Origin of the sequence: Mesorhizobium sp. M8A.F.Ca.ET.202.01.1.1, assembly GCF_004791595.1 — a bacterium.
Taxonomy (GTDB): Bacteria; Pseudomonadota; Alphaproteobacteria; order Rhizobiales; family Rhizobiaceae; genus Mesorhizobium.
This window is the reverse complement of sequence record NZ_SRUN01000006.1, coordinates 173018-196990: the sequence shown is the minus strand read 5'-3', so window position 1 is coordinate 196990 and position 23973 is coordinate 173018. Positions and strand designations below refer to the sequence as shown.

Annotated in this window: 27 protein-coding genes, 1 tRNA gene and 2 pseudogenes; 15 read left to right on the top strand and 15 right to left on the bottom strand. The window is 64.5% G+C overall.

Features of this window, described 5'->3' with window-relative positions; all coding sequences use genetic code 11:
• Nucleotides 1-24 precede the first annotated feature (24 nt).
• The 7 genes from cbiE to cobT are packed head-to-tail and all read left to right on the top strand — an operon-like array spanning nt 25 to nt 6348.
• Nucleotides 25-1251 carry a precorrin-6y C5,15-methyltransferase (decarboxylating) subunit CbiE gene (cbiE, locus tag EN845_RS15700; RefSeq protein ID WP_127871597.1) on the top strand — a complete coding sequence of 409 codons (1227 nt, stop codon included), beginning with the start codon at nt 25-27 and terminating at the stop codon, nt 1249-1251.
• Nucleotides 1248-1634: a cobalamin biosynthesis protein gene (locus EN845_RS15695; RefSeq protein ID WP_127280202.1), complete on the top strand. Its 387-nt coding sequence runs from the start codon at nt 1248-1250 to the stop codon at nt 1632-1634. The genes cbiE and EN845_RS15695 overlap by 4 nt, the downstream gene beginning before the upstream one ends.
• Nucleotides 1631-2395, top strand: a complete 765-nt coding sequence (gene cobM, locus EN845_RS15690) for a precorrin-4 C(11)-methyltransferase (RefSeq protein WP_127280203.1) — start codon at nt 1631-1633, stop codon at nt 2393-2395. Before EN845_RS15695 ends, cobM begins: the two co-directional genes overlap by 4 nt.
• Nucleotides 2392-3210, top strand: coding sequence for a uroporphyrinogen-III C-methyltransferase (gene cobA, locus EN845_RS15685; RefSeq protein WP_127871598.1), 819 nt, complete (start codon nt 2392-2394; stop codon nt 3208-3210). Before cobM ends, cobA begins: the two co-directional genes overlap by 4 nt.
• On the top strand, nt 3207-4520 hold the full coding sequence (locus EN845_RS15680) for a cobyrinate a,c-diamide synthase (RefSeq protein WP_127871599.1): 1314 nt from the start codon (nt 3207-3209) through the stop codon (nt 4518-4520). Before cobA ends, EN845_RS15680 begins: the two co-directional genes overlap by 4 nt.
• A gap of 3 nt (nt 4521-4523) precedes the next feature.
• Nucleotides 4524-5300 (top strand): adenosylcobinamide-GDP ribazoletransferase, encoded by a 777-nt coding sequence (cobS, locus tag EN845_RS15675; RefSeq protein WP_127871600.1) that lies wholly within the window; start codon nt 4524-4526, stop codon nt 5298-5300.
• A 37-nt stretch (nt 5301-5337) separates the two neighbouring features.
• A complete protein-coding gene (gene cobT / locus EN845_RS15670; RefSeq protein ID WP_127871601.1) occupies nt 5338-6348 on the top strand; it encodes a nicotinate-nucleotide--dimethylbenzimidazole phosphoribosyltransferase in 1011 nt (336 codons plus the stop codon).
• A gap of 68 nt (nt 6349-6416) precedes the next feature.
• On the opposite strand, the gene EN845_RS15665 is transcribed toward cobT, so the two are convergent.
• Together EN845_RS15665 and EN845_RS15660 are read right to left on the bottom strand one after the other, a co-directional pair.
• Nucleotides 6417-6704 carry a hypothetical protein gene (locus EN845_RS15665; RefSeq protein WP_127871602.1) on the bottom strand — a complete coding sequence of 96 codons (288 nt, stop codon included), beginning with the start codon at nt 6702-6704 and terminating at the stop codon, nt 6417-6419.
• A 38-nt stretch (nt 6705-6742) separates the two neighbouring features.
• Nucleotides 6743-7081 (bottom strand): annotated as a pseudogene (locus tag EN845_RS15660) (IS1 family transposase); the annotation flags it as partial.
• 450 nt (nt 7082-7531) lie between these two features.
• On the opposite strand from EN845_RS15660, the gene EN845_RS15650 reads away from it, so the two are divergent.
• Nucleotides 7532-7840 (top strand): hypothetical protein, encoded by a 309-nt coding sequence (locus tag EN845_RS15650; protein WP_127871603.1) that lies wholly within the window; start codon nt 7532-7534, stop codon nt 7838-7840.
• 257 nt (nt 7841-8097) lie between these two features.
• Here the strand turns inward: EN845_RS15650 and EN845_RS15645 are convergent.
• Nucleotides 8098-8173 (bottom strand) — tRNA-Lys (locus EN845_RS15645).
• A 106-nt stretch (nt 8174-8279) separates the two neighbouring features.
• Nucleotides 8280-9188 (bottom strand): PhzF family phenazine biosynthesis protein, encoded by a 909-nt coding sequence (locus EN845_RS15640; RefSeq protein ID WP_127871604.1) that lies wholly within the window; start codon nt 9186-9188, stop codon nt 8280-8282.
• A gap of 101 nt (nt 9189-9289) precedes the next feature.
• Here EN845_RS15640 and EN845_RS15635 point away from each other — a divergent pair, with 101 nt between their 5' ends.
• The 4 genes and pseudogenes from EN845_RS15635 (at nt 9290) to EN845_RS15620 (ending at nt 12883) form a co-directional block, all read left to right on the top strand.
• Nucleotides 9290-10582, top strand: a complete 1293-nt coding sequence (locus tag EN845_RS15635; protein ID WP_127871605.1) for an efflux RND transporter periplasmic adaptor subunit — start codon at nt 9290-9292, stop codon at nt 10580-10582.
• A gap of 4 nt (nt 10583-10586) precedes the next feature.
• Nucleotides 10587-11294, top strand: coding sequence for an ABC transporter ATP-binding protein (locus EN845_RS15630; protein WP_127871606.1), 708 nt, complete (start codon nt 10587-10589; stop codon nt 11292-11294).
• A gap of 3 nt (nt 11295-11297) precedes the next feature.
• On the top strand, nt 11298-12515 hold the full coding sequence (locus EN845_RS15625; protein ID WP_127871607.1) for an ABC transporter permease: 1218 nt from the start codon (nt 11298-11300) through the stop codon (nt 12513-12515).
• A 129-nt stretch (nt 12516-12644) separates the two neighbouring features.
• Nucleotides 12645-12883 (top strand): annotated as a pseudogene (locus EN845_RS15620) (hypothetical protein).
• 74 nt (nt 12884-12957) lie between these two features.
• Here EN845_RS15620 and EN845_RS15615 read toward each other — a convergent pair.
• From EN845_RS15615 to EN845_RS15600, 4 genes are all read right to left on the bottom strand, one after another.
• Nucleotides 12958-13383, bottom strand: coding sequence for a type II toxin-antitoxin system VapC family toxin (locus tag EN845_RS15615; protein ID WP_127871608.1), 426 nt, complete (start codon nt 13381-13383; stop codon nt 12958-12960).
• On the bottom strand, nt 13380-13634 hold the full coding sequence (locus tag EN845_RS15610; protein WP_127280732.1) for a plasmid stabilization protein: 255 nt from the start codon (nt 13632-13634) through the stop codon (nt 13380-13382). Before EN845_RS15610 ends, EN845_RS15615 begins: the two co-directional genes overlap by 4 nt.
• A gap of 103 nt (nt 13635-13737) precedes the next feature.
• On the bottom strand, nt 13738-14454 hold the full coding sequence (locus tag EN845_RS15605; protein WP_127280731.1) for a hypothetical protein: 717 nt from the start codon (nt 14452-14454) through the stop codon (nt 13738-13740).
• 26 nt (nt 14455-14480) lie between these two features.
• The gene (locus EN845_RS15600; RefSeq protein ID WP_127871609.1) at nt 14481-15593 is read right to left on the bottom strand and encodes an endonuclease/exonuclease/phosphatase family protein; all 1113 of its coding nucleotides are present in this window, start codon (nt 15591-15593) and stop codon (nt 14481-14483) included.
• Nucleotides 15594-15784: 191 nt separating this feature from the next.
• On the opposite strand from EN845_RS15600, the gene EN845_RS15595 reads away from it, so the two are divergent.
• Complete coding sequence (locus EN845_RS15595; protein WP_127871610.1) at nt 15785-16339, top strand: BA14K family protein; 555 nt, start codon at nt 15785-15787, stop codon at nt 16337-16339.
• Nucleotides 16340-16503: 164 nt separating this feature from the next.
• On the opposite strand, the gene ilvC is transcribed toward EN845_RS15595, so the two are convergent.
• From ilvC to EN845_RS15580, 3 genes are all read right to left on the bottom strand, one after another.
• A complete protein-coding gene (ilvC, locus tag EN845_RS15590) occupies nt 16504-17523 on the bottom strand; it encodes a ketol-acid reductoisomerase (RefSeq protein ID WP_013531065.1) in 1020 nt (339 codons plus the stop codon).
• A 19-nt stretch (nt 17524-17542) separates the two neighbouring features.
• Nucleotides 17543-18199, bottom strand: a complete 657-nt coding sequence (locus tag EN845_RS15585) for a TetR/AcrR family transcriptional regulator (RefSeq protein WP_127871611.1) — start codon at nt 18197-18199, stop codon at nt 17543-17545.
• Nucleotides 18200-18363: 164 nt separating this feature from the next.
• The gene (locus tag EN845_RS15580; RefSeq protein WP_127871738.1) at nt 18364-18822 is read right to left on the bottom strand and encodes a MarR family transcriptional regulator; all 459 of its coding nucleotides are present in this window, start codon (nt 18820-18822) and stop codon (nt 18364-18366) included.
• Between the two features lie 53 nt (nt 18823-18875).
• Here EN845_RS15580 and EN845_RS15575 point away from each other — a divergent pair, with 53 nt between their 5' ends.
• Nucleotides 18876-19661, top strand: a complete 786-nt coding sequence (locus tag EN845_RS15575) for a glutathione S-transferase family protein (RefSeq protein ID WP_245511749.1) — start codon at nt 18876-18878, stop codon at nt 19659-19661.
• On the opposite strand, the gene EN845_RS15570 is transcribed toward EN845_RS15575, so the two are convergent.
• Both EN845_RS15570 and EN845_RS15565 read right to left on the bottom strand, forming a co-directional pair.
• A complete protein-coding gene (locus EN845_RS15570) occupies nt 19609-20874 on the bottom strand; it encodes an NAD(P)/FAD-dependent oxidoreductase (protein WP_127871612.1) in 1266 nt (421 codons plus the stop codon). The two genes, EN845_RS15575 and EN845_RS15570, sit on opposite strands and share 53 nt — an antisense overlap.
• Before the next feature lie 52 nt (nt 20875-20926).
• Nucleotides 20927-21337, bottom strand: a complete 411-nt coding sequence (locus EN845_RS15565) for a helix-turn-helix domain-containing protein (RefSeq protein ID WP_127871613.1) — start codon at nt 21335-21337, stop codon at nt 20927-20929.
• Nucleotides 21338-21472: 135 nt separating this feature from the next.
• Here EN845_RS15565 and EN845_RS15560 point away from each other — a divergent pair, with 135 nt between their 5' ends.
• On the top strand, nt 21473-22363 hold the full coding sequence (locus EN845_RS15560) for an SDR family oxidoreductase (protein WP_127871614.1): 891 nt from the start codon (nt 21473-21475) through the stop codon (nt 22361-22363).
• A gap of 34 nt (nt 22364-22397) precedes the next feature.
• Here EN845_RS15560 and EN845_RS15555 read toward each other — a convergent pair whose 3' ends face one another.
• Nucleotides 22398-23438, bottom strand: a complete 1041-nt coding sequence (locus EN845_RS15555; protein ID WP_127871615.1) for an aldehyde reductase — start codon at nt 23436-23438, stop codon at nt 22398-22400.
• A gap of 37 nt (nt 23439-23475) precedes the next feature.
• The coding region (locus tag EN845_RS15550; protein WP_189522878.1) for a KUP/HAK/KT family potassium transporter at nt 23476-23973 on the bottom strand (498 nt) is incomplete at its 5' end.

Here is a 23973-nt window from a genome sequence, read left to right as displayed (position 1 = left end):
CAGGCGGATGAGGGGCGGCGCGACATGTCAAAAAATCAGCCAACGCCAAAATGGCTTACGATAGTCGGCATCGGCGAAGACGGTTTAGCGGGTCTCGGCGACGAGGCCAAGCGGCGCATCGCCGAGGCGGAGTTCATCTTCGGTGGCAAGCGGCACCTGGCGCTGGTTGCTTCCTTCGCCAGGGGTAAGCCGTGCCCCTGGCCGGTTCCTTTCGATACCGGGATGGCCGATGTCCTGGCGCTTGCCGGCAGGAACGTCTGTGTGCTTGCCTCCGGCGACCCGTTCTTTCACGGTGTCGGCGCCACCCTCGCCCGCAAGGTCAAGCCGCGCGAGATGCATGTCATATCAGCGCCCTCGGCGATTTCGCTGGCCGCGGCGCGGCTCGGCTGGGCGCTGCAGGACATCGAGATCATCTCGTTGCACGGCCACCCGGTCGACCTGATCCGCCCGCTGCTGCAGCCCAACGCGCGCATCCTGGCGCTGACGTCGGATGGCGACGCGCCCGCTGCAATTGCCCGCCTGCTCACCGAGCTCGACTTCGGCGCTTCACGGCTGACGGTGCTCGAGGCGTTGGGGGGACCGAAGGAGACATTGAACTCAGCGCGTGCCGATGCCTTCAATCTGGAAAACATCAATCCACTCAACGTGCTGGCGATCGAGATTGATTCGGCTCCGCAAGCGCGCGTGCTGCCCCTCACATCAGGCCTTGCCGATCATCTGTTCGAGCACGACGGCCAGATCACCAAACGCGAAATCCGCGCCATCACCTTGTCGGCGCTGGCGCCGAGGCGCGGCGAAGTGCTGTGGGATATCGGCGCCGGCTCAGGGTCCATCGGCATCGAATGGATGCTCGCCCACCCTTCGCTGCGCGCCATCGCCATCGAGGCCGACCCGACCCGCGCCGCCCGCATCGGCCACAATGCCGTCGCCTGTGGTGTTCCCGGCCTCGTCATTGTGGAAGGCAGCGCGCCCAAGGCACTGGCCAAACTAGCGACGCCCGATGCCATCTTCATCGGCGGCGGCGGCAGCGACGCCGGTGTCTTGAACGCCGCCATCAAGGCGCTGCGCGCCGGCGGCCGTCTCGTCGCCAACGCGGTGACGCTGGAGATGGAAGCCCTGCTTCTCGCCCAGCACACCAGGCGCGGCGGCGATCTTGTCAGGATAGGCATTTCCCGCGCTTCGCCTGTCGGCTCGATGCAGGCGTGGCGGCCGGCCATGCCTGTCACGCAATGGAGCTGGGTCAAGCCATGATGGTCGCGGGCATCGGCAGCCGAAAAGGCGTCACCGTCGAGGACGTGCTCGCGGCGATAGAAACCGCGCTCGAAGCGCATGGGCTGGCGATGTCGGCTCTTTCGGCCCTGGCCACCGCGGCGCTCAAGAAGGATGAAGACGCGATCGCTGCCGCCGGCCGCGCGCTGAACCTTCCGGTCATCATCGTCGATGACGCAGCTCTCCAGGCAGCCTCGCCACGGACGCTCAGCAGCTCCAGCCTCTCGCGGGACCTGGCCGGCACACCATCGGTTTCCGAAGCGTCGGCCCTTGCCGTCGCCGGCAAAGGCGCCAGCCTGCTTGGTCCGCGCACGGTGCTCGGCGCGGTCACCTGCGCCATCGCCATCAGCGGAGACGCCGAATGACCGTCCATTTCATCGGCGCCGGTCCCGGTGCCGCCGACCTCATCACGCTGCGTGGCGCAAGGCTCTTGGCGAGTTGCCCGGTCTGCCTCCATGCCGGCTCCATCGTCGCGCCGGAATTGCTGCAGCATTGCGCGCCGGGAACGAAGCTGATCGACACCGCGCCGATGTCGCTCGACGAGATCGAGGCTGAATATGTGGCGGCCCACAAGGCCGGCCATGACGTTGCCCGTCTGCACTCCGGCGACCTGTCGGTGTGGAGCGCGGTTGCCGAGCAGATCCGCCGGCTGGAAAAGCATGGCATTCCCTACACGCTGACGCCGGGCGTCCCTTCCTTCGCGGCGGCGGCCGCCGCACTTCGCCGCGAGCTGACCATTCCCGAAGTCGCGCAAAGCCTGGTGCTGACCCGCGTTTCCGGCCGCGCCTCTAAAATGCCGCCTGGCGAAACGCTGGCCGGTTTCGGCCGCACCGGCGCCACGCTGGCCATTCATCTTGCCATCCATGCCATCGACCGCGTCGTCGCCGAACTGACACCGCACTATGGCGGCGATTGCCCGGTCGCGATCGTCTTCCGCGCCTCCTGGCCGGACGAGCGCGTGCTGACCGGCACGTTGGAGACCATCGAGGCAAAGCTCGCCGCCGATCCGATGGAGCGTACGGCGCTTATCTTCGTCGGCCGCTCGCTGGCGGCGGAAGGCTTTGGCGAGAGTTCATTGTACGACGCCCATTATCAGCGGCGTTTTCGCGGACGGGACGGATTGTGAGCGGCAGCACCAAAAACAAAGGCGAAAACGCCACGCTCGAACAGGCGCTCGCGCGCCTGAACTTCAAGTCGCGTCCGCTCGAGCCCGGCCATGTCTGGCTGGCCGGAGCCGGTCCCGGCGATCCCGGCTGCCTGACCCTGGAAGTGCTGGCGGCTTTGGCGGAAGCGGACGCACTGGTCTACGACGCGCTGGTTTCGCCTGACGTGGTCTCGGTTGCCGGAAATGCCGAGCTTTTCTTTGCGGGAAAACGCGGCGGCCAACCTTCGATGAAGCAGGATGACATCACCGCCCTGCTGGTGCGGCTGGCGCGTGAAGGCCGCCGCGTCGTCAGGCTGAAGGGCGGCGACCCCTATATTTTCGGCCGTGGCGGCGAGGAGGCGCTGGCACTGGCGCGCGAAAACATCCCGTTCCGGGTGCTGCCGGGCCTGACATCGGGCCTCAGCGCATTGGCCGCCACCGGTATCCCGGCCACCATGCGCGGCATCAACAAGGCTGTCATTCTGGCGACCGGCCACGCCGCTGGCACCGACGACGACATCGACTGGGCGGCAATCGCCCGTACCGGCCAGCCGGTCGTCGTCTATATGGGCATGGCCAATCTGCCTGTCATAGCGGCAGCCCTGCTCGACGGCGGGCTTGCGCCATCGACGCCGGCGGCCGTGATCGTCGCCGCGACGACGCCGCAGGAGCGGACCGTCGTCGCCACGCTCGCCACCATTGCCGAGGCAGCGGCGGCGGCCGGGCTTGCCTCACCGGCATTGATCGTCGTCGGCGGCATCGTCGCCATGCGCGCGGCACTGGCTGGGCAAGCATGACCGCGCGCGCGATCATCATCGGCGCGCCACGCTCCGGTTCTGGCAAGACCAGCGTCACCATCGGCATCTTGCGCGCGCTGACCCGGCGCGGCCTGAAGGTGCGCGGCGCCAAATCCGGCCCTGACTATATCGATCCCGGCTTCCACACCGCCGCCACCGGCCTGTCCGGCGTCAATCTCGACAGCTGGGCGATGTCGCCGTCGCTGCTCAATGCGCTGGCCGCACAGGCGGCCGACGATGCCGATTTCGTCATCCTCGAAAGCGCCATGGGTCTGTTCGACGGCATCCCGGCCGCGCAGGGGCGCACCGGTTCGGCCGCCGATCTGGCGCGGCTTTACGGCCTGCCGGTGCTGCTGGTGCTCGACGTGTCGGGCCAGTCGACCACGGCGGCGGCCGTCGCCAAGGGCTTTGCCACCTACGATCCGGATGTGCACATGGCGGGCGTGGTGCTGAACCGGCTGGGTAGCGAGCGCCACCGTCGGCTCTCCGGCGACGCCATCGAGGCGATCGGACTGCCCGTCGTCGGCGCCATCCTGCGCGATCCCACGCTCAATTTGCCCGAACGCCATCTCGGCCTCGTCCAGGCCGGCGAATATGACGACCTGGTGGCGCATCTCGATCGGCTCGCCGACATGGCCGAGAAGTCGCTCGACCTCGATGCGATCATGGCGCTGGCAACACCCCTCGCCCCGGCAGTTGGCGACTTTGCCGACGCGCTGCGGCCGCCCGGCCAACGCATCGCGCTGGCAGAGGACGCCGCCTTCAGCTTCCTTTATCCGCATGTCGCCGCGTGTTGGCGCAAGGCCGGCGCGGAAATCGTTCCGTTCTCGCCGCTCGCCGACCAAGCGCCCGACGAGGATTGTGATGTCTGCTGGCTGCCCGGCGGCTACCCCGAGCTTCACGCCGGCACACTCGCAGCCGCAATGAATTTCCATGCGGGAATGGCGCGTTTCGCCGCGAAGAAGCCGGTCCATGGCGAGTGCGGTGGTTTCATGGTTCTTGGTGAAGCGCTGGAGGATGCTGGCGGCGAGACGCATCGCATGCTCGGCCTGCTCGGCCATTCCACCAGCTTCGCCAGGCGCAAGATGAATCTCGGCTACCGCGAGGCGCGGCTGCGCGCCGACTGTCCGCTGGGGCCGCAAGGTGCGCTGATCCGAGGTCACGAATTCCACTATGCGCAGATGACGGCCGCCGGCAATGACGAGCCGTTGGCCGACCTCGCCGACGGCCAGGGCAATCCGCTCGGCGCTTCCGGCTACCGGCGCGGCCATGTCAGCGGCACCTTCTTTCATGCGATTGCGAAGAGCTAGGCCATGAAGCTCCCAAGAATCACCCTGTCGCCTCGGCAAGTCCTCGATGACATCGCGCTCTGCCTGATCTTCTTCACGCGCCTGCCGCTGCCCGTGCTCGATTTTCGTGGCCGCAGCCTCGCCGCCGCGATCTGGGCCGCTCCGATCGCCGGCCTTGCCGTCGGCTTGATCGGCGCGATCGTCTTTGCCACTGCGGAACGCTTTGGCCTTGCCATTGGGCCGTCGGCCGCCCTGGCCCTTGCTGCAACCGTGCTCACCACCGGCTGCCTGCACGAGGATGGCCTCTCCGACGTCGCCGATGGCTTCGGTGGCGGCAAGTCGCGCGGACGCAAGCTCGAGATCATGCGCGACAGCCGCATCGGCGCCTATGGTGCGATGGCGCTGGCGCTGTCGCTGCTGACCCGCTGGAGCACGCTGTCGGAACTCCCCGATCCCACGCAAGCCCTCTTCGCTCTGGTGGCCGCGCATGCGGCCTCGCGTGGCGTGCTCGGCGCCTTCATGCACCTCTTGCCGCCGGCACGATCCGACGGCCTGTCGGCCGACGCCGGCACGGTATCGCTCGGCACCGCCATAGCCGGCGGCGTGCTCGGCGCGATCCCTTTGCTGTTGCTTGGCCCCGGCGGCGCCATCGCCGCGCTCGTCCTGCTTGGCCTGCTGTTTGCCGCTTTCCACGCTCTTTGCCTCAACCAGATCGATGGCCAGACCGGCGATACGATCGGCGCCTTGCAGCAGGTGAGCGAAATCGCGGTGCTTCTCGTCGCTTCCGTCGCCCTTTCCTGATCCCTTGACCTGATTCCCTTCTGGAGACCTTGCCCCCATGCCCTTCAAATCCCTCGATGAACTGCGCGCTGCCTGCCTTAATCTGCCCGCCGGCAGCGAGACGGCGGCCGATGCCGTTGCCCGCCGTCAGGACACGCTGACCAAGCCGCAAGGCAGCCTCGGCCGGCTGGAAACCATCGCCGCCTGGCTGGCGCGCTGGCAGGGCCGCGACATGCCCAAGCTCGACCGCGTGAAAGTCTTCGTCTTCGCCGGCAACCACGGCGTCACCGCGCAGGGCGTGTCGGCCTACCCTTCGGAAGTCACCGTTCAAATGGTGGCGAATTTCGCCGGCGGCGGTGCCGCCATCAACCAGTTGGCCCGCATCGCCGGCGCCGAACTCGACGTCATCCCGCTCGACCTCGACCAGCCCACTGGCGACTTCACGCAGACATCGGCGATGGATGAGAAAGCCTTTCTCGCCGCGGTTTCCGCCGGTTATGACGCGGTGACCAAGGACATCGATCTCGTCTGCTTTGGCGAAATGGGCATCGGCAACACCACGCCGGCCGCCGCCATCTCGGCTGCCCTGTTCGGCGGCGGCGCGGAAAAATGGACTGGACGCGGCACCGGCGTCGACGATGCCGGCCTGAAGCGCAAGGTGGTCGCCATCGAAGCCGGCCTGAAGCGCCACGCCGCCGCCCTTGCCGATCCGCTGGGGATCGCGGCCGGCCTCGGCGGACGCGAACTCGCCGCGATCTTCGGCGCGACGCTGGCCGCACGGCATCTGGGCATACCCGTACTGCTCGACGGCTTCGTCTGCACCGCTGCCGCGGCACCCCTGGCGAAGCTGCACCCGACCGGCCTCGCTCACACCATCGCCGCCCACGTCTCGGCCGAATCGGGCCATCGCGGCCTGCTCGAAGCGCTTGCCCTGCCGCCGCTGCTTGATCTTGGCATGCGGCTCGGCGAAGGCTCAGGCGCGTGCCTGGCCGTCAACATCGTGCGCTCGGCGCTGGAATGCCATGCGAGAATGGCGAGCTTTGCCGAGGCTGGCGTGTCGGAGAAGTAATGCGCGGATCGCCTTGAGGTACAAACCCTCATAAATTTTGGTAGTGGGTCAGTTTGAAATTGCGAGCATCATTCCTCGATCTCATAGGAACCTATAGGGCCCAGCATGGCAGCGACATGGGCGATCACATCGGATAGGATGTCGTGGCGCGCGTGATAATATGGATCAGCGACCTTCGCGAGGCGATCCTTGGGTATTTCCTGCGCATGGGCGTGAAAGAACGCTAGGTGTTTCGCGGTGTCCAAAATCTCCCGCCTGGTTCTGGACATTTGCTCGTCATTATCCCGAAACGGATGCTTCATGACGAAATGCATACGTTCAACGGCATCTGGGTATTTGGTCAGATGCAGATGCATAAACTCTTCGATTTGACTGTCGCTGAACGTTCGCTGTCTCAATTAAGCTTCTTTCGATAAGCCCCGCGAGCCATTGGCTTCTCGGCTTCTTTCGCTTCAATCAACGCGACAATATCACCGATCTCCCAAAGCTTGTCAGTCACGCCAGCGGCCATCGCCGGGGTGACGCGCAGCGTCTTATGGATGCGGACGAAATTGTAATACATGAAGTGCAGAGCGACCGCATTAGCGTGAGCTTCAACCTTTTTGGAAAAGCCATTGGTCAGGCGGGTGAAGCGGCGCATGTGCATCCGCATGGTGAGGTTCTGGCGCTCGGCAAATGACGTGCTGACGTGCTTAGGATCGGGATTGCCTTCGACCGTCTCTTTGCGTGCGCCAGGCGAGCGGCTCCTTATCTTCAGCCTCGCCCGTGGCGAGCGAGACAATCGACTTCGCCAACTGGTTAGGATCGCGCGGGCGCTTTGGGTGCTTCTCTGTCATGGCTTGAAGATGGCATGCGCTTCAGCCTATTTCCAGACAGAGCGTAGGCGAAAGCGCCTATTGTGATCGGGGCGGAATTTCAAACTGACCCACTACCTAAATTTTCGAAGACCCCGAAACAGGGGGGCGCGATGTCCTTGCTCGAACCGACTGAAATTTCGACAGCAAGAGAAGGCACGGGCGCGCTCGGCCCCTTCTGCAGGCTCCAAGGACGCATATTAGCAAGAAAGAATATATTAACGGCTGTGATGCAGCCTTCCATAAGGGGATGGGAAACGCCTCCTCATCGGACGTTCCAAACGCGCGCCCTCAAGCGCCGGGACGCTCGACCAATGCGGAGCAAACGCATGAGTGTCGGAGCAGCTCTCGAACTATTGCTACGGTTGATTCATAGCCGAGCCATGAAGTTGGCGGCGTTGCCGGAGGATGAAAGGGATGTACACTACGATCTCATCCGCCGCGCATGCTGCGAAGCAGCCGAGCACATCGGGCAAAACCCCGACAAGGCAGCCATCACGGCAAACGATATGGTTGAGTTTGTTCACGCGCTGGTGGGAATCATCGAAGTGGGCTGTGGACCAGATCAAGGGGCAAGCACCGACCGACCGCCAGCGCGACATTTTGGTAGCCGGAAGCATGACATGACGCGCATCTAGAGCATGATGCCGAACAAGTGTGACGCGGTTTTCGGACGACATCATGCTCCATCTCTTTGATTTAGAGGCGGATGGGTTTCGCAAGCTTTGAATTTCCGGAGAGGCCGACGGGGCTTTTTGGTCGGATTGAGCGGGAAAGAAACCAGGACGCAACTTCGATGCTGCCCAAAATATTCAGACATAGCGCGGATACCGACTTCCGCCTGCATCCGTCAGGGTCCCTCACCTCGTCCAACAAATTGATTTTGTTAGATTTTTGGTGGGTGCGCACAGGATTGAACTGTGGACCCGCTGATTAAGAGTCAGCTGCTCTACCAACTGAGCTACGCACCCACTCGGCCAGTAAAAACCGGCGTTGGCGGCCATATAGCCGCCGATACTGGTCCTGTCCAGCCCTGCCGGAATCATTTCCCGACAAATCGACAAAGCCCGGAGGCGATCAGAGGAAAAGCTTGCCTTCCGCGACTTTGATCGCATTGCCGCCAATGCGCGCGGAGGCCAGTTTTCCGCCCTGCACGGTCAATTCGAGGCGGATGCGCGATGGCCGCCCCATCTCCAGTCCCTGCTCGATCCACAATTGCGAAACCCCGTCGGTCGGAGCGTCGAAATGCATGATGGCGCCGGCGAAGGCCGCCGCCGCCGAACCCGTCGCCGGGTCTTCATAGGACGGCGTGCCCGGCACGATCATGCGCACGTGGAAAGCGCTTTCGTGGTTTACCGTCTCGCGGCAATAGACATAGGGGCTGGCAAAGGCCCATTCGCTCTTGCGCGGCGCCAGTTCCGACCACGCCTGATTGTCCAGCCGGATCCGGCCCGCCGCCTCGATATTGGCGACCGGAATGGTCACGTAGGGCACGCCCGCCGACCAGAAGGCGACACGGTGATTCTCGAAGCCGATTTCATGCGGTGCCAGGCCAAGCGCCGCGCCGATCGCCACCGGATCGGCTTCGAGCTTCAGCGGCTCCGGCAGCTTGGCCAGGTCGAATTCGGCGAAGGTGGCGCCATCGTGCTGGCTCACGGCGCAACGCACCGGTCCGATATTTTCCTCCAGCACGAAGATGCCGGCACCGCCCTCACCGGCCAATTCCGCCAGCGCAATGGCCGAGCCCACCGTCGGGTGGCCCGCGAACGGCATTTCATAGTCGGGCGTGAAGATGCGGATGCGGTTTCGGTGCTTGGGATTGTCCGGCGGCAGCACGAAAACCGATTCGGACAGGTTGAACTCGCGCGCGATGGCTTGCATCGCGGCGGTGTCCAGACCTTTGCAATCCAACACCACCGCCAGCGGGTTGCCGGCCAGTCGCTCGGTCGTGAACACATCGTAAAGCAAGTAATTCCGGGTTTGCATTCCTGCCTCAATCCCAACATGGGCGAAATTTAATTTGATATTTGAACCGGTAAGCCTGATCTGTGCACAGATAGGGACATTGCGCATCATAGGGGTCCGAGGTGGACCAGATTGTCAATCTGCCAAAGACGGAATCGGATTCCGCCATCGAGACGGCGCTGGGGCTCGACCATGCCGGCCGGCGCAGGACGCGCCGCCGCGGTTGGCTCTACGCGCTGCTGACCCTGATCGTCCTCGTCGCGGCTTTTGCCGGCTATCAATGGTATGCCGGCACGCCGACCAGGATCGACTATACGACAGTGCCGGCCGCCAAGGCCGACCTCACCGTCCAGGTGTCGGCGACGGGCACGCTGCAGCCGCTCACCCAAGTCGACATTTCCAGCGAATTGTCCGGCATCATCCGCTCGGTCTCCGCCGAGGAGAACCAGCAGGTCAAGAAGGGCGACGTGCTGGCGACGCTTGATACGGTGAAACTCGAGGTCCAGATCGAACGCGCTGAGGCATCCGCCAAGGGCGCCGCAGCCAATGTCGAAGACGCCACGGTGACGCTGGCCGAGACCGAAAGCGCGTTGGTACGCGCAGCGGCCTTGACAAAACGCGGCATGGCGACCGACCAGTCGCTCGAAGCGGCAACCGCGACCCGCGACCGCGCCAAGGCGGCGCTCGACAGTGCGCAAGCCAATCTCGCCATCGCCCAGGCCGACCTCAAGGCGCAGCAGACCGACCTTGCCAAGAGCACCATCTACGCGCCGATCGACGGCATCGTATTGACCCGTTCGGTCGACCCCGGCCAGACGGTCGCTTCCTCGCTGCAGGCGCCGGTGCTGTTCGTCATCGCCGCCGATCTCAGAAACATGGAGTTGGTGGCCGCGGTCGACGAAGCCGACATCGGCGCGGTCAAGTCGGGCCAGCATGCCCGCTTCACCGTCGACGCCTTCCCCGACCGGCCGTTCGATGCCGAAATTCGCGACATCTCCTATGCCTCGGTCACGACGGATGGCGTCGTCACCTACAATGCACGGCTCGAGGTCGACAACGGCGAACTTCTGTTGCGGCCCGGCATGACCGCCACAGTTTCGGTGGTCACGCGGCAGGCCAAGGACGTGCTCACCGTGCCTTCTTCCGCCTTCCGCTACCGCCCGGCGCAGCAAGCGGCACGCGGCTGGAGCTTGAGCGACCTATTCACCGGCCGCATGGGCCGCCCCGGCGGCAACCGCCAGCGCCAGGCCGCGAAGGCACCGACCGATGGTTCCCGCACGCTCTATGTGCTGGATAACGGGCGGCCGCATCCGGTCAACGTCAAGATCGGCTCCACCGACGGCGAGCTGACCGAGATCACCTCCGGCCTGGAGGAAGGCGCGCAGGTGATCACCGCCTCGCAGTCGCGGAGCTGAGGCCATGGCCGCCGGTGCCGCCCTCATCACCTTCGACAAGGTCTGGAAGAGCTACGGCCAGGGCGAAGCCAAGGTGCATGCGCTGGCCGGCGTCGACCTTGCCATCAAGCGCGGCGAATTCGTCGCCATCATGGGTCCGTCCGGCTCCGGCAAGTCGACGGCGATGAATATCATCGGTTGCCTCGACACGCCGACGGCCGGAACCTATTCCTTCATGGGCGTCGATGCCGGCCGGCTCGACCGCAACCGCCGCGCCATGCTGCGCAACCTCTATGTCGGCTTTGTCTTCCAGGGCTACAATCTCCTGGCCCGCACCACGGCGGCGGAGAATGTCGAACTGCCGCTGATCTATCGCGGCGTCGCTGCCCGCGAGCGCCGCGACCTCGCCATGCAGGCGCTGGCCGAGGTCGGCCTCGTCGGCCGCGAGCACCACACGCCGGCTGAACTTTCCGGCGGCCAGCAGCAGCGCGTGGCGATCGCCCGCGCCATCGTCACCAGGCCGACACTGCTCGTCGCCGACGAGCCGACCGGCAATCTCGACACCGCGCGCACGCATGAGATCATGGAGCTGCTGACGCGGCTGAACAGGGAGCTTGGCCTGACCATCGCCATGGTTACGCACGAGGCCGATGTCGCCGAATACGCCGAGCGCACCATCCGCTTCCTCGACGGCCACGTGGCCTCCGATTCCATGAACCTGGAAGTGGCATAGGCCATGATCTGGGAAACCGTACGCCTGTCGCTGCGCTCGATCCGCCGCAACGTGCTGCGCTCGTTCCTGACCTTACTCGGCATCGTCATCGGCGTTGCCGCCGTCATTGCCATGCTGACCATCGGCTCCGGTACCACGCAGAAGGTCAAGGCCGACATTTCCAAGCTCGGCAGCAATCTGCTGGTCGTGCGTGCCGGGCGCCCGGCCGGCCCCGGCGGTCCGGGCGGGCTCGACCAGGCGGTGCGGCCGCTGGCCGAAAAGGACCTGGCGGCGCTGGTTGCGCATCTCACCGGCGCGCGCGCCATATCGCCGGCATCGCAGAAGCAGGTGCGCGTCATCTTCGGCACCGAAAGCCTGACCTCTGGCGTCACCGGCACCGACAGCGCCTATCTCGACGCACGCGACTGGAAACTGGTCTCGGGCCGCCCGTTCAGCGATTCCGAAACCCGGTCGGGCACCGGCGTGTGCCTGATCGGCGAAACGGTGCGCGAGCAGTTCTTCGGCGCCGGCGATCCCGAGGGCGAGATCATCCGCGTCAACCGCACCTCCTGCAAGATCGTCGGCCTGCTCGAGCCAAAGGGCTATACCGGCTTCGGCCAGGACCAGGACAATGTCGTGCTGATGCCGCTCGCCGCCTATCAGCGCCGCATCGCCGGCAACCGCGACATCGACAACATCTACATCGCCGCCGACGACCGCACGCCGACCACCGAATTGCAGCCGCGCGTCGAGGACATTTTGCGCGATGCGCGCCATATGACCCCCGACCGCGAAAGCGATTTCGCCATTCGCGACATGACCCAGATCGCCGATGCCATGGCCAGTGCCACCACCACCATGACCGGCATGCTGGGCGCGGTAGCCGGCGTCAGCCTGCTGGTCGGCGGCATCGGCATCATGAACATCATGCTGGTGTCCGTCACCGAGCGAACGCGCGAGATCGGCATCAGGCTCGCCATCGGCGCGCATGAAAAGCACATCCTCATCCAGTTCCTGGTCGAGGCGACCGTGCTGTCGCTGCTCGGCGGCATCATCGGCATCCTGATCGGGCTGGCGCTGGCCGGCCTCGCCTCCGTGACCTTGACCATACCCTTTGCGCCAAGCCCCGCGGTGATCCTGCTCGCAGTCGGCTTCTCCGCCCTGATCGGCATGGTGTTCGGCTTCTTCCCGGCCCTGCGCGGCGCCAGGCTCGATCCGATCGACGCGCTAAGGCACGAGTAAGGGAGCAAGCTGCAAAGGCGCCCGGCACGCCGCGCCGGTTTTTGCGCAACCTTGGACGTTTCCGCCCTGCCCCTGTCGTCACTGTGTCGGCGATGTTATGCCAAGGCATTTCTGGTCGAGGAGCAGCTGATGAGCAAGAAGGCGCGGGTGATCCTGACCATGGTGATTATCGAAGCTGTCCTGGCAGGGATCTGGTGGTATCTCGCCGATTACGGGATGACCAACCCCGATCGCGTCAAACCGGATTTCCAAGCGGTCGTCGGCCAGACCATGGGTATGGCGATGGCGGGTTGCTGGGCGTCGGCTTCATTCTGTTTTTCATCGCCGCGCGCAACGAACGCAAGGCACTCACGAGCAAGACATCATAGAGCCCTGTCCGCCTCTCCCCGGATCATTCATCCCGACCGCGGCGACAACGTGCGGTTTCGAGTGGCAGGCACGGTTACAACGCTACTTCCCACGGATTGACGGTATTCAACCCGGCGGCCGCGAACGGGCTGGTGTCGCGGGTGGCGACCGTGAGGCCGTGCGCAGCGGCTGTGGCGGCGATGTAACCATCCGCGTTGCCGATGGCCTTGCCCGCGGCCCTCGCCTGCACCATGAGGATGGCATAGGCGCGCGACGCATCGAGATCGAAGGGCAGAATACGGCCAGCAAACAGCGGCAGCGCGTCCTGCTCCAGACGATCCTGCAGGATCGTGCGGCGCTTGCCGGCAGGCATCGCCGCGACACCGAAACGCAGCTCGGCCACGGTGACGGCCGAAAGATACAGGGTTTCAACGGCCTGAGCGTCGATCCACGCGATGACGCGCGGATCGGGCGCGGGTTTCCACGGTTCGGAAATTACATTGGTATCGATGAGGATCATTCGAACCGTACCGGCTCGCCCGGTGTCTTGTCGCGGAGCCTTTGCAAGGTATCGACATCCTCTTGCGACAATCCGGCCTCGCGACCGATGGCGGCGAGCAGCGAGCCGAGTTTGACCCGATTGGCCGGCCGCACGGCCGTTTCCAGGATCTCTCGCATTTCGGCCTCAGTGCTGCGGCCGTGGTGGGCCGCCCGCACCTTCAAGGCGCGGAGCGTTTCCTCTGGCAAATTGCGGATGGTGACAGCGCTCATCGATAGCAAACCTACTTACGTGACATCGTTGATAGCATTTTATAAAGATTGATATCAGAGCGCAATCTCTCGGCGCTTCTCCGTAAGGCGCATGCAAGGGGATTTAGCCCTCGTTCGCAAAATGCCACTCGATCAGCGGCTTCATATGCGGCGACAGACCGTCCGGCAGGTCGCCGGCATGGCGGATGATCACTGGCCCCTCGATCTCCGGATCGGCTTCGGAGGCGACGAAGGCGCGGATGCGCGATGCGATCTCGTCAGCCGCCTCATCGACATGATAGCGGCGGAAGATGACCGTGCCGCTTGTCGTCGACAGGGCGTGCCAGCGCACACCGCGCCTGGCATCCGACAGGTCGAGGCCGGTCTCCTCGCGCACCTCGCGGATCATGTTGAAATCGACATCGACGAGACCGTCGCGGAAATCGGTCGGCTCGAACGAGCCCGCGGCGAAATAGACGCTCCCGGCACCCACTGTGTGTCGTCCCATGCGGATCGCCACCAGAGCGTTGTCCCCGGCCACCAGCATGGCGTGCCCATAGGCGTGCTCGGCGCCGGAATTCTCCCGTCGTTTGCGCCAAAGCATGAAGGTCGAGTAGTTGATCGCATGACAGCGGCCAATGAGGCTGCGGTCGCGATAGGCGAGTTCCGAAAGCAGAACCACCGTGCCGTCGAATAGCGCCGGATTGGCCGCGATCTCGCTCTGCCAATTCTTGGCGATCGCCTCGGCATTATCCACCGCGAAGGGATGCGGGCCGGGATCGAGACGGACGTCGATGGCATCGACCGGCAGGATGACATTGCGCGGAAGATCGAAGCTCATGTCGGCTCAGGTCCCGATCCTGCCCATCAGGCCATGTCCAGCGTGATCGCCACCGGGCAATGGTCCGAGGCCTTGGGCCGATCCCAGCCGGTACGCGGGAAGCGCTCGACTTCCTGGCCCGCGGGAAAGATCGTGCGCCAGGGCTGGCCGTTGCGGATGATGTCGGGAACGGCGGTGGCGTTCTTGGCCGCCAGTCCCCTGGAAAGCAGGATATAGTCGAGCTGGCACAAATGCCGCTCTTCGGGTCCGCGTGTGTGATAGAAGGTCCAGCGGTTCATTTCCGGCCGCCGCTCGACCACGTTTTCGCAGAAGCCGCCCGCTGTCAGCACGTTGATGCAGGACAGGTTCTCGTCGACCACCTCGAAACGGTAGCCGTCGACCTCATCGCCGGCGATCTTCACGCGCTGGCGGTAATCGTTCATGTCGCCGCAGATCGCCCAGCGCTTGTCGGCAGCGTGATCCCCACCGAAGCGCTCCTCGATGATGCGCCGCACGGCCTGCGCCTCGGCGATGCGCACCGGCATTGTCGCCTCGCGTCCGTCGAGCCCGTTGCGGGGCGACCCCATCGACTTGAAGTGCACGAGATAGAGCGTTATCGGCGCGCCGCCCACCTTGATGTCGACTTCCAGGCAGTCGCGCCGGAAGATGCGTTCATTGGCCTGGTTGCCAAGCGCCGCGAGTTCCGGCGTGTGCAAGCCGAACTGCTCGTAGGTGACATAGGCGTGGCTGGTCATGCGCACGAATTCGATCGGCTGTCCCTGCGCAGTCTCGTTGCGCATCATTATCGCGACATCGATGCCGCGCGAATCATTGCCCGACGTGGTGTATTTCTGGCGGTAACCCTGCCCCACCATCTTGAACAGATAGCCGTACTCGAACGCCTTCAGCGCTTCGATGTTGTCGACCTCCTGCATGCAGATGATGTCGGCGCGGGTGGCGGCGATGGCCAGCGCCGTCAGCTGGCGCGTGTCATCGGATTGCGCGATGGCGCGCGCCTGTTCCAGCATCCTGTATTCGGCCTCGCTCTGGATATCGAACAGCGCCAGTGTCCGGTCCTCGTTGAGTTGGTTGCGATAGCCGGAAAAGTCGAACCTGTTCATCAGGTTCTCGACATTGAAGGTGGCAAGGCGCAGCGACATGCGCTGACCTTTGCCTGCAAGAGCGGCGGAAGACAAGATCGCAAGACCACAAGCAGGGATCGTTTGGTCCTGACGGCGTTCGCGCCATGGTTGACGGAACCTTTCCGTTCATCCGCCGTTCAGACGCAAAGATCCACAGTGGTCCCATTCCCCTGGGTAGGGCGTGGGGCCTGTTCTCTTGGAGAAGTGCAATGAACGCGCTTTTTTCTTCCACTGTCAAATCCGGGCTGATAGCGCTTGGTATTGTCTCCGGCGTCACGGCGCCGTCCGCTGCCGGGCCGATCCTACAGCCGGATGTGTCGATCCCGGCCAGCACCGCCGCGCCAACGGTTACCCCGGTCCGCGAAGGCTGGGCCGGCGGCAACAACCGGAGTTTCAACAACGATTGGAGATGGCGCCGGTCGGGGAACTGGAACGGCCGCCACTGGAATGGTGGCGGCAACTGGAACCGCGGCGACGACTGGCGCTGGCGCCATGGCCGCCGCTACTATCACGGCGGCTACTACGACGATGGCGCCGCCGCGATCCTCGGCCTTGGCCTGGGTCTCGGCCTTGGCAGCATGTACAACAACTATAACAACTACGACTACTATGCGCCGGCGCCACGCCGCTACTACCGCGCGGGACGGCTTTCGAGCGCCCATGTCCGGTGGTGCTACAACCGCTACCGGTCGTACCGCGCTTACGACAACACGTTCCAGCCCTATAACGGGCCGCGCCAGCAGTGCTGGTCGCCCTATAGTTGAGCTGCCTGCGGCTGACACCAGAAATGAAAACGGCGCCACGTGGCGCCGTTTTTGGTTTTTGACCGTTCGAAGTCAGAGCAATTCCAGAAAAGTGCGTAGCGGTTTTCCATCCGGAATTGCGTAAAAACCAAGAGTTGGAGGGGCTTCGAGCGGATAGATTTCGCTCAATTCTTGGCCTTGTCCACCAGCTTGTTCTTCGAAATCCAAGGCATCATCGCGCGCAGCTTGGCGCCGACTTCCTCGATCTGGTGGCTGTCGTTGTTGCGGCGGATGCCCTTGAAGCGCGACATGCCGGCGCGGTATTCCTGCATCCATTCCGAGGTGAATTTCCCCGTCTGGATGTCCTTCAGCACGCGCTTCATCTCGGCCTTGGTCTCGGCGGTGATGATGCGCGGACCCGAGACATATTCGCCCCATTCGGCGGTGTTGGAGATCGAGTAGTTCATGTTGGCGATGCCGCCTTCATAGATCAGGTCGACGATCAGCTTGACCTCGTGCAGGCACTCGAAATAGGCCATTTCCGGCGCGTAACCGGCTTCCACCAGCGTCTCGAAGCCGGCGCGGATCAGTTCGACCAGGCCCCCGCACAGCACGACCTGCTCGCCGAACAGGTCGGTCTCGCATTCTTCGCGGAAATTGGTCTCGATGATGCCCGAACGGCCGCCGCCGACGCCGCAAGCATAGGAGAGAGCGAGGTCGAGCGCGTTGCCCGAGGCGTCCTGGTTGACGGCGACCAGGCACGGCACGCCGCCGCCCTTCTGGTATTCGCCGCGCACCGTGTGGCCGGGACCCTTCGGCGCGATCATGACCACGTCGACGGTCGACTTGGGTTCGATGAGGCCGAAATGCACGTTGAGGCCGTGCGCGAAGGCGATCGCGGCACCGTCGCGGATGTTCGGCGCGATCTCGTTCTTGTAGATGTCGGCCTGCAATTCGTCTGGCGTCGCCATCATCATCAGATCGGCCCATTTGGCGGCGTCGGCGACGCTCATCACCTTGAGCCCGTCGGCCTCGACCTTCTTGGCCGTCGCCGAGCCGGCCTTGAGGCCGATGGCGATTTCCTTGGCGCCGGAGTCCTTGAGGTTGAGCGCATGCGCCCTGCCTTGGCTGCCATAGCCGATGATGGCGACCTTCTTGCCCTTGATCAGGTTGAGATCAGCATCACGATCGTAATAGACGCGCATCTTTACTTCCTTCCCGTTTTTATGAAGAGGCCTTGCGGCCGTTTGTTGCTCCGAAAAGAGCGAGAAACTGCTGCGTCGCGCGGATGGCATCGCCGCCGATCGCCGCCTCAGTCAATTCCAGCCGGTCACCGAGGAGCAGACGGATCTGCACATCCCGGCCAACCAGTCCGAAAAAGGTACGGAACGCCATCTCGGCATCCGAAAATTCAAGGAGTCCCGCCTGCCGGCCGGCCTCAAGCACCGGCTTCAGCCGCTTGGCCAGGGCAAAGCGCCCATTCTCCAGCACGACGGCGCCGAGATTGTCCTTGCCCGACCCGGCATGGCCGACCGCGACACGGTTGAGCGCAATCGAGGTGTCGCTGGAGATCACTCTCAGCCAATCGGAAGCGAAACGCTCTAGGCTCGCCGCCAGCGAGGCAAGGTCAAGCCCCTTGCCGTCGACCGGAGCCACCCGGACCTTGGAGGCCTGCCACTGCACGGTTGCCGTCAAAAGCCCGTCGCGGTCGCCGAACCATTTGTAGAGGGTTTCCTTGGAACAGCTGGCGCGCCGCGCCACGGCAGTCATGGTCAGGTTGTCGCCCTCCTCGACCAGCAGCCGCAGCGCCGCGTCCAGGACGGTCTGCTGCCGCTCCGTCAGCGTCTGGCTGTTGTCGATGTCGGCGTTGGCCTGCAACACGTTCGGTTCCTGTTCGAAGGGTACAGTTCGGTGTCAACCACAGCGTACCGTACGTTACGGTTCGGCATATTGCGCGATCCGCCATCCGACGCAAGGGGAAAAAGTAGAAATATTTGGCGGCAAAAGGCGACGGTGCGCAACAGCCGCTCAGTACTGATCCAACCTCAATGGTCCACAGGCGGATCACGCAGCCGGCCGAGCATCGCCGAGACTGTGTTCAGCTCAACGGTTGACAGTTTGGCGCCAACCAGGTCCGCGATCGAGCGCCCGTAGACCGCCCACATCCGGCGGCGCGTCTCACGTCCCGTGGCCGTGACGCGGATGGTTTGCCCACGGCCGTCATCGGCCACCGGCAGTTTCTCGACCAGCCCGTCGGCCTCGAGCCGCGCCAACAGCCGCGAGATGTTGTATTGCGCAAACAAGGTGCGCTCGATCAATTGAAACGGCCGCAAACCGCCCTCGCCGGCCTCGGCAAGCTCGTGTAGCACGTCATACCATGCGAGCGGCGGCAGGCCGCCCTCCTTCAGAGCGTCCTCGGCGCGTTCCATCAATTGGCGCGACACCCGCATCAGGCGGGCCCAGACCTTGATGGCTTCAGGCGAAGGCATGGCTGTCTCTGTCATGGCCGCACCATACGAGGTAGATGCAATTGCATCAAGCTTGACGATCAATGCACATGCATCTACATAAATGCAACCGCATCGATATCGAAAGGCACATCCCGGTGCAACATACCGACACCCTCATTCTCGTCAGCCACCCCCTTTGCCCCTATGTCCAACGCGCCGCGATCTCGTTGGCCGAGAAGGGCGTCCCGTTCGAGCGCGTCGACATCGACCTCGCCGACAAGCCGGACTGGTTCAAGGCGATCTCGCCACTCGGCAAGGTGCCGCTGCTGCGCGTGCGGCAAGCTGGCGACGAGACGATAATCTTCGAATCGGCGGTCATCCTCGAATTCCTCGAGGAGACGCAGGCCAATCCCCTCCACCCTGCCGACCCCTATGCCCGCGCCCGGCACCGGGCTTGGATCGAATACGGCTCGGCCATCCTCAACGCCATCGGTCGCTTCTATTCAGCGCCGAGCGAGGCCGGCTTCCTCGCCGAGTCTAGTGCGCTGTCGGCGATGTTTGGCCGCCTCGAGGCTGAACTCGCGGACGATACCCCGCGGCGCGGGCCATGGTTCGCTGGCAGCCGCTTTTCCCTCGTCGATGCCGTTTACGGTCCGGTCTTTCGCTACCTCGACGCCTTCGACCGGATCGGCGATTTCGGCATCCTGGAAGGCAAGCCGCTTGTCCAGGCCTGGCGCAAGGCGTTGAGCGGCCGTCCGTCGATCAGGCAAGCCGTGGCGCCTGACTATCCGCAGCGCCTGCATGCTTTCCTGCGGGCGAAGGGGTCTTTCCTATCGAGTCTCATTCGGCAAGGCGATCCGGCCACCGCGCTTCGGCAAGCCCTGCCCGCCTGAACGGATCGATCACCGTGCCGGCCACCATCGAGGCGAGAAACCGCGGCGCCGGCGGGATTTTGGCGATCGTCGCCACCAGCCTGTCGCGGATGAAGGGCAGCGCCGCCGAATCCGACTGGTAGAAGGGCGTGAATGCCAGCGACAGTGCCTGGAAGGCCCGCACATGCCAGCGCCGCGCTCTCGCATAGGCTTCCAGCGCTGCCTCCACGCCGTCCGCTCGCGCCAGCGCATGGCTGAGCGCGGCGGCGTCGAGGAGCGCCATGTTGGCGCCCTGGCCAAGCTGTGGGCTGGTCGAATGCGCGGCGTCGCCGATCACGGCCAGCCGCCGGCCAGCCGGAAATTTCATCGTATGGTGGCCGTAGCGGGCCAGCGAGAGCTGGTCGAAACTGTCGATCTGGCCGGTGAACGCCTCGGCCTGCGGCCACAGCCGCAGCACCCGCTCCTTCCAGGCATCGATGCCGAGGTTGCGCACGGCATCGGCATCCGCCGGTTTCAGGCTCCAGAAGAAAGCCGCCATCCTTTCGGCATCGGGTTCCGGCCGGCCGATCGGCAGCACGCCGATCATCACGCTGGCCTTGTCGTAGCGCTGCAAGAGCGCGTGCTCGTCAAAGCCCTCGCCTCGCCAATCCAGCGATGCCCAGAACGCGCCATAGGTGAGTGGTCGTGGTGCCGCGGCATTGCCGGCGCATTGCCGCAGTTTCGAGCGTGCGCCGCTGGCATCGACGACCAGATCGAACGGCCCCGCCTTTCGCCCGCCGCTGTGGATCAGCGTTGCCCGTTCGCCGGTTTCCAGGGTCTCGATTTCGACGCCGGTTTCGATGGCGAGGGTCTCACGCCGGGCAGCACGGAACAGCACGCCGAACAGGGCAGCCCGGTGCACCGCCAGGCCGAAGCGGCCGCCCTGCTGGGCGTCGTAGCGGACATCGAGCACGGTGCGGCCGGTCGAGGCATCGGCGCCATGCAGCCGGTCGATGCGGGCACCAAGTGCCATGACATCATCGAGCAGGCCGAGATCGGCCAGCACCGTCAGCCCGGTCGGCTGCAGGATCAGGCCGGAGCCGACCGGCCTGGGTTCCTCGAAGCGTTCGAAGACGGTGACCCTGTGGCCGGCGCGCTTGAGGTAAAGCGCCATGGCCAGCCCTGCCGGACCGGCGCCTGCAATTGCGATGTCGTAGGAAATGCCGATGCCCCCATGCCGAACTGGCCGGACAATCCTTCAGCGGCCGGGCGAAATCAAGCCGCGGAGCCGCGCACTGTCCGGTTGTTCAAGCCTGGGTCGCGTCGAAGGCAGTGCGCGCGTCGCGCACCGCGTCATGGTTGTTTTCAGCCCACTGCAACAAATACTGCAAGGCATCGAACATCGAGCGCCCGAGGTCGGTCAGGCTGTATTCGACACTCGGCGGCTTGGTCGGAAACACTTCGCGACGCACATAGCCGTCGCGCTGCAGATCGTAGAGCGTCTGGGTCAGCATGCGCTGCGAAATGTCGGGAACCAGCCGCCGCAGCTCGCCGAAGCGATAGGGCTGCTCAGCCAAGGCCGCCGTCAACAGCGAACTCCATTTGCCATTGAGCCCCTGGATGACGTCGCGGACCGGGCAATCGGCGATGCTTCCGCCGTCGGTCATCGCTTTGTAGACTTCGAGTTTGGATCTCAGATTGACGGTTCGGCTGTCCATGACTGGTTCCCTGCCTGTGCCTACCTCCCCAAAAACTGCCTTCTTTACGGCATCGGGTCAATTCCTATTTTAGTGCTGGTCTCTTTTTGAGACCACCACTCGAACCGCCCTTCCGGCGCAAAGTCAGGATCCCCCATGACCGCAACTCTTCTCGTCACCGGCGCGTCCGGCCAGCTCGGCCGCAGCGTCATCAACCATCTACTGGACACGTTCGAGATACCGGCGGCCCGAATCATCGCCACGACCCGCACGCCCGCCAATCTTGCCGACCTGTCAGCGCGCGGCGTCACTGTTCGCGAGGCCGACTTCGACGATCAGGCCTCGCTTGCCAAAGCCTTCGCCGGCGCCGACCGGGCGCTCATCATTTCGACCAACGAGCTGGCGATCCAGGGAAAGCGGCGCGAACAGCAGCTCGCGGCGGTCGCTGCGGCCAGCAAGGCAGGCGTCGGCCACCTGCTTTACACCTCGATGCCCAACACCGAGCCGGGGTCGCCGGTGCTCTTCGCGCCCGACCACTACGACACGGAACAGGCGATCAAGGCGAGCGGCATTCCCTACACGATCTTCCGCAATGGCTGGTACGACGAGAACCTGTTCATGGCGATGCCGCAAATCCTCGCATCGGGCCAATGGTATACGTCCGCGGCCGATGGCGCCATTTCCTACGGCGCGCGGAGCGATCTGGCCGCGGCCATAGCCGCGGGGCTGGCTTCGGACGACACCGAAAGCACGACTTACACGCTGACTGGCCCCAAGGCCTATACACCAGCCGAAGTCGCCGCACTCGTCACCGAAGTCACCGGCAAGCCGATCCAGGTCGTCCAGCTCTCCGACGAAGCGCTGAACGAGGGAATGAAGGCGGCCGGGCTCCCCGAGCCGATCGCCAAGCTCCTGGTGTCCTTCGATGCTGCCACACGCGCCGGCGACCTTGGCATGGTAACGGACTCGGTGGAGACCCTTTCCGGCCGGAAGTCGGTACCGCTGAAGCAGTTCCTCAAGGCCAACAAGGCCGCGCTGGCCGGCTGAAACCCGCGCGGCGGGAAGGCTTTGTCCCGCCGCGCTATTTCGGGGTCTTGACCAGCCCAAGCCGAACCAGGCTTGCTCCGGTGGCGGCCAGGGCATCCTCGCGCGAGCGCGGCGCCCAGCCGAGCATGCGCACCGCCTTGGCGTTGGTGGCGTTCTTGACCTTGCCGAGTTCCGTCACCAGCTGCGCGGCTTCCGCGTTGAACAACCCCACCGCCCGCACCAGCCAATCGGGAAGCTCCCGCGTCGAGACACGCGAGGCGGCCGCGCCGAGCCGCGTCTTCACGGCCTGCGCGATCTCCCGCACGGTCATGAAATCGCCGGCTACGGCCAGAAACCGCTCGCCCTTGGCAGCGGGATTGGTCATGGCGCGCACATGCAGGTCGGCCACGTCGCGCGCGTCGACCACACCGAAGGACAGGCGCGGCAGCCCCGGCATGGCACCGTTCATCATGCGCTGGACGAATGCGGTGGAGGTCGAATGGTCGGCCCCCAGGACAGGCCCGAAAATGCCGACCGGATTGACGACTGCCAGCTCCAGGCTGCCACCCTCGGCGGCGATGAAATCCCAGGCCGCGCGTTCGGCGAGCGTCTTCGACTTCACATAGGCGCTGACCTTGGCCGTCGGATCGGTCCAGCTCTCTTCGGTGAAGGGCCGGCCGTCCGGCGGCATCTTGCCATAGCCGATAGCGGCGAAGGATGAGGTCAGCACGACGCGTTTGACGCCTGCGTCTCGCGCCGCCCTGAGCACGCGCAAGGCGCCTTCGCGAGCCGGGATGATCAGGTCATCTTCATGCTTCGGCACGCCGAAGGGAAATGGCGAGGCGACATGCAGGACATAGTCGCAGCCGGCAACCGCTTGCGGCCAGCCGGCGTCGCTCATGAGGTCGGCAATGGCAAAGGAAAGCCGGTCGCCGGGCTCGGCGCCACCAACCTTCAGCATGGCCAGAACATCGGCTTCACGCCTGGCGGAGCGCAGCGTCGTGCGCACGCGATAGCCCGCCTTCAACAGGGCAAGGATGCAGTGAGCGCCGAGGAACCCCGACCCGCCGGTGACAAGCACCAATTCGCCGCTCATCCCCGCCTCCCCGTTCAGGCCGAGGCGATCGACCTCGTCAGATCGCCACCTGCGTACCGATTTCTACCACACGTCCGGTTGGAATCTGGAAATATTCGGTGGCGTCGGCCGCCGTGCGCGCTAGGCCGATGAACAGCCTGTCCTGCCACATCGGCATGCCGGAATTGGGCGAGGCCTTCAGCGAGCGCCGCGACAGGAAGAAGGACGTCGTCATGATGTCGAACTTCCAGCCTTGCTTGCGGCAAATCGCCAGCGCGCGCGGAATGTTGGGCTGCTCCATGTAGCCGAAGGTCAGCGTCACCCGCATGAACAGCTCGTTGACCGTCTCCATCTTGACCCGGTCGCTGTCGGGCACCACCGGCTGAGGAGCGGTGACCACCGAGAGGATGACGTTCTGCTCGTGCAGCACCTTGTAATGCTTCAGGCTGTGCATCAGCGCGGTCGGTGCGCTCAAGGGATCGCTGGTTAGGAACACGGCGGTGCCCGAGACCAGCTGCGGCTTCTTCTTCAACAGGTTGCCGGCGAGGAAATCGAG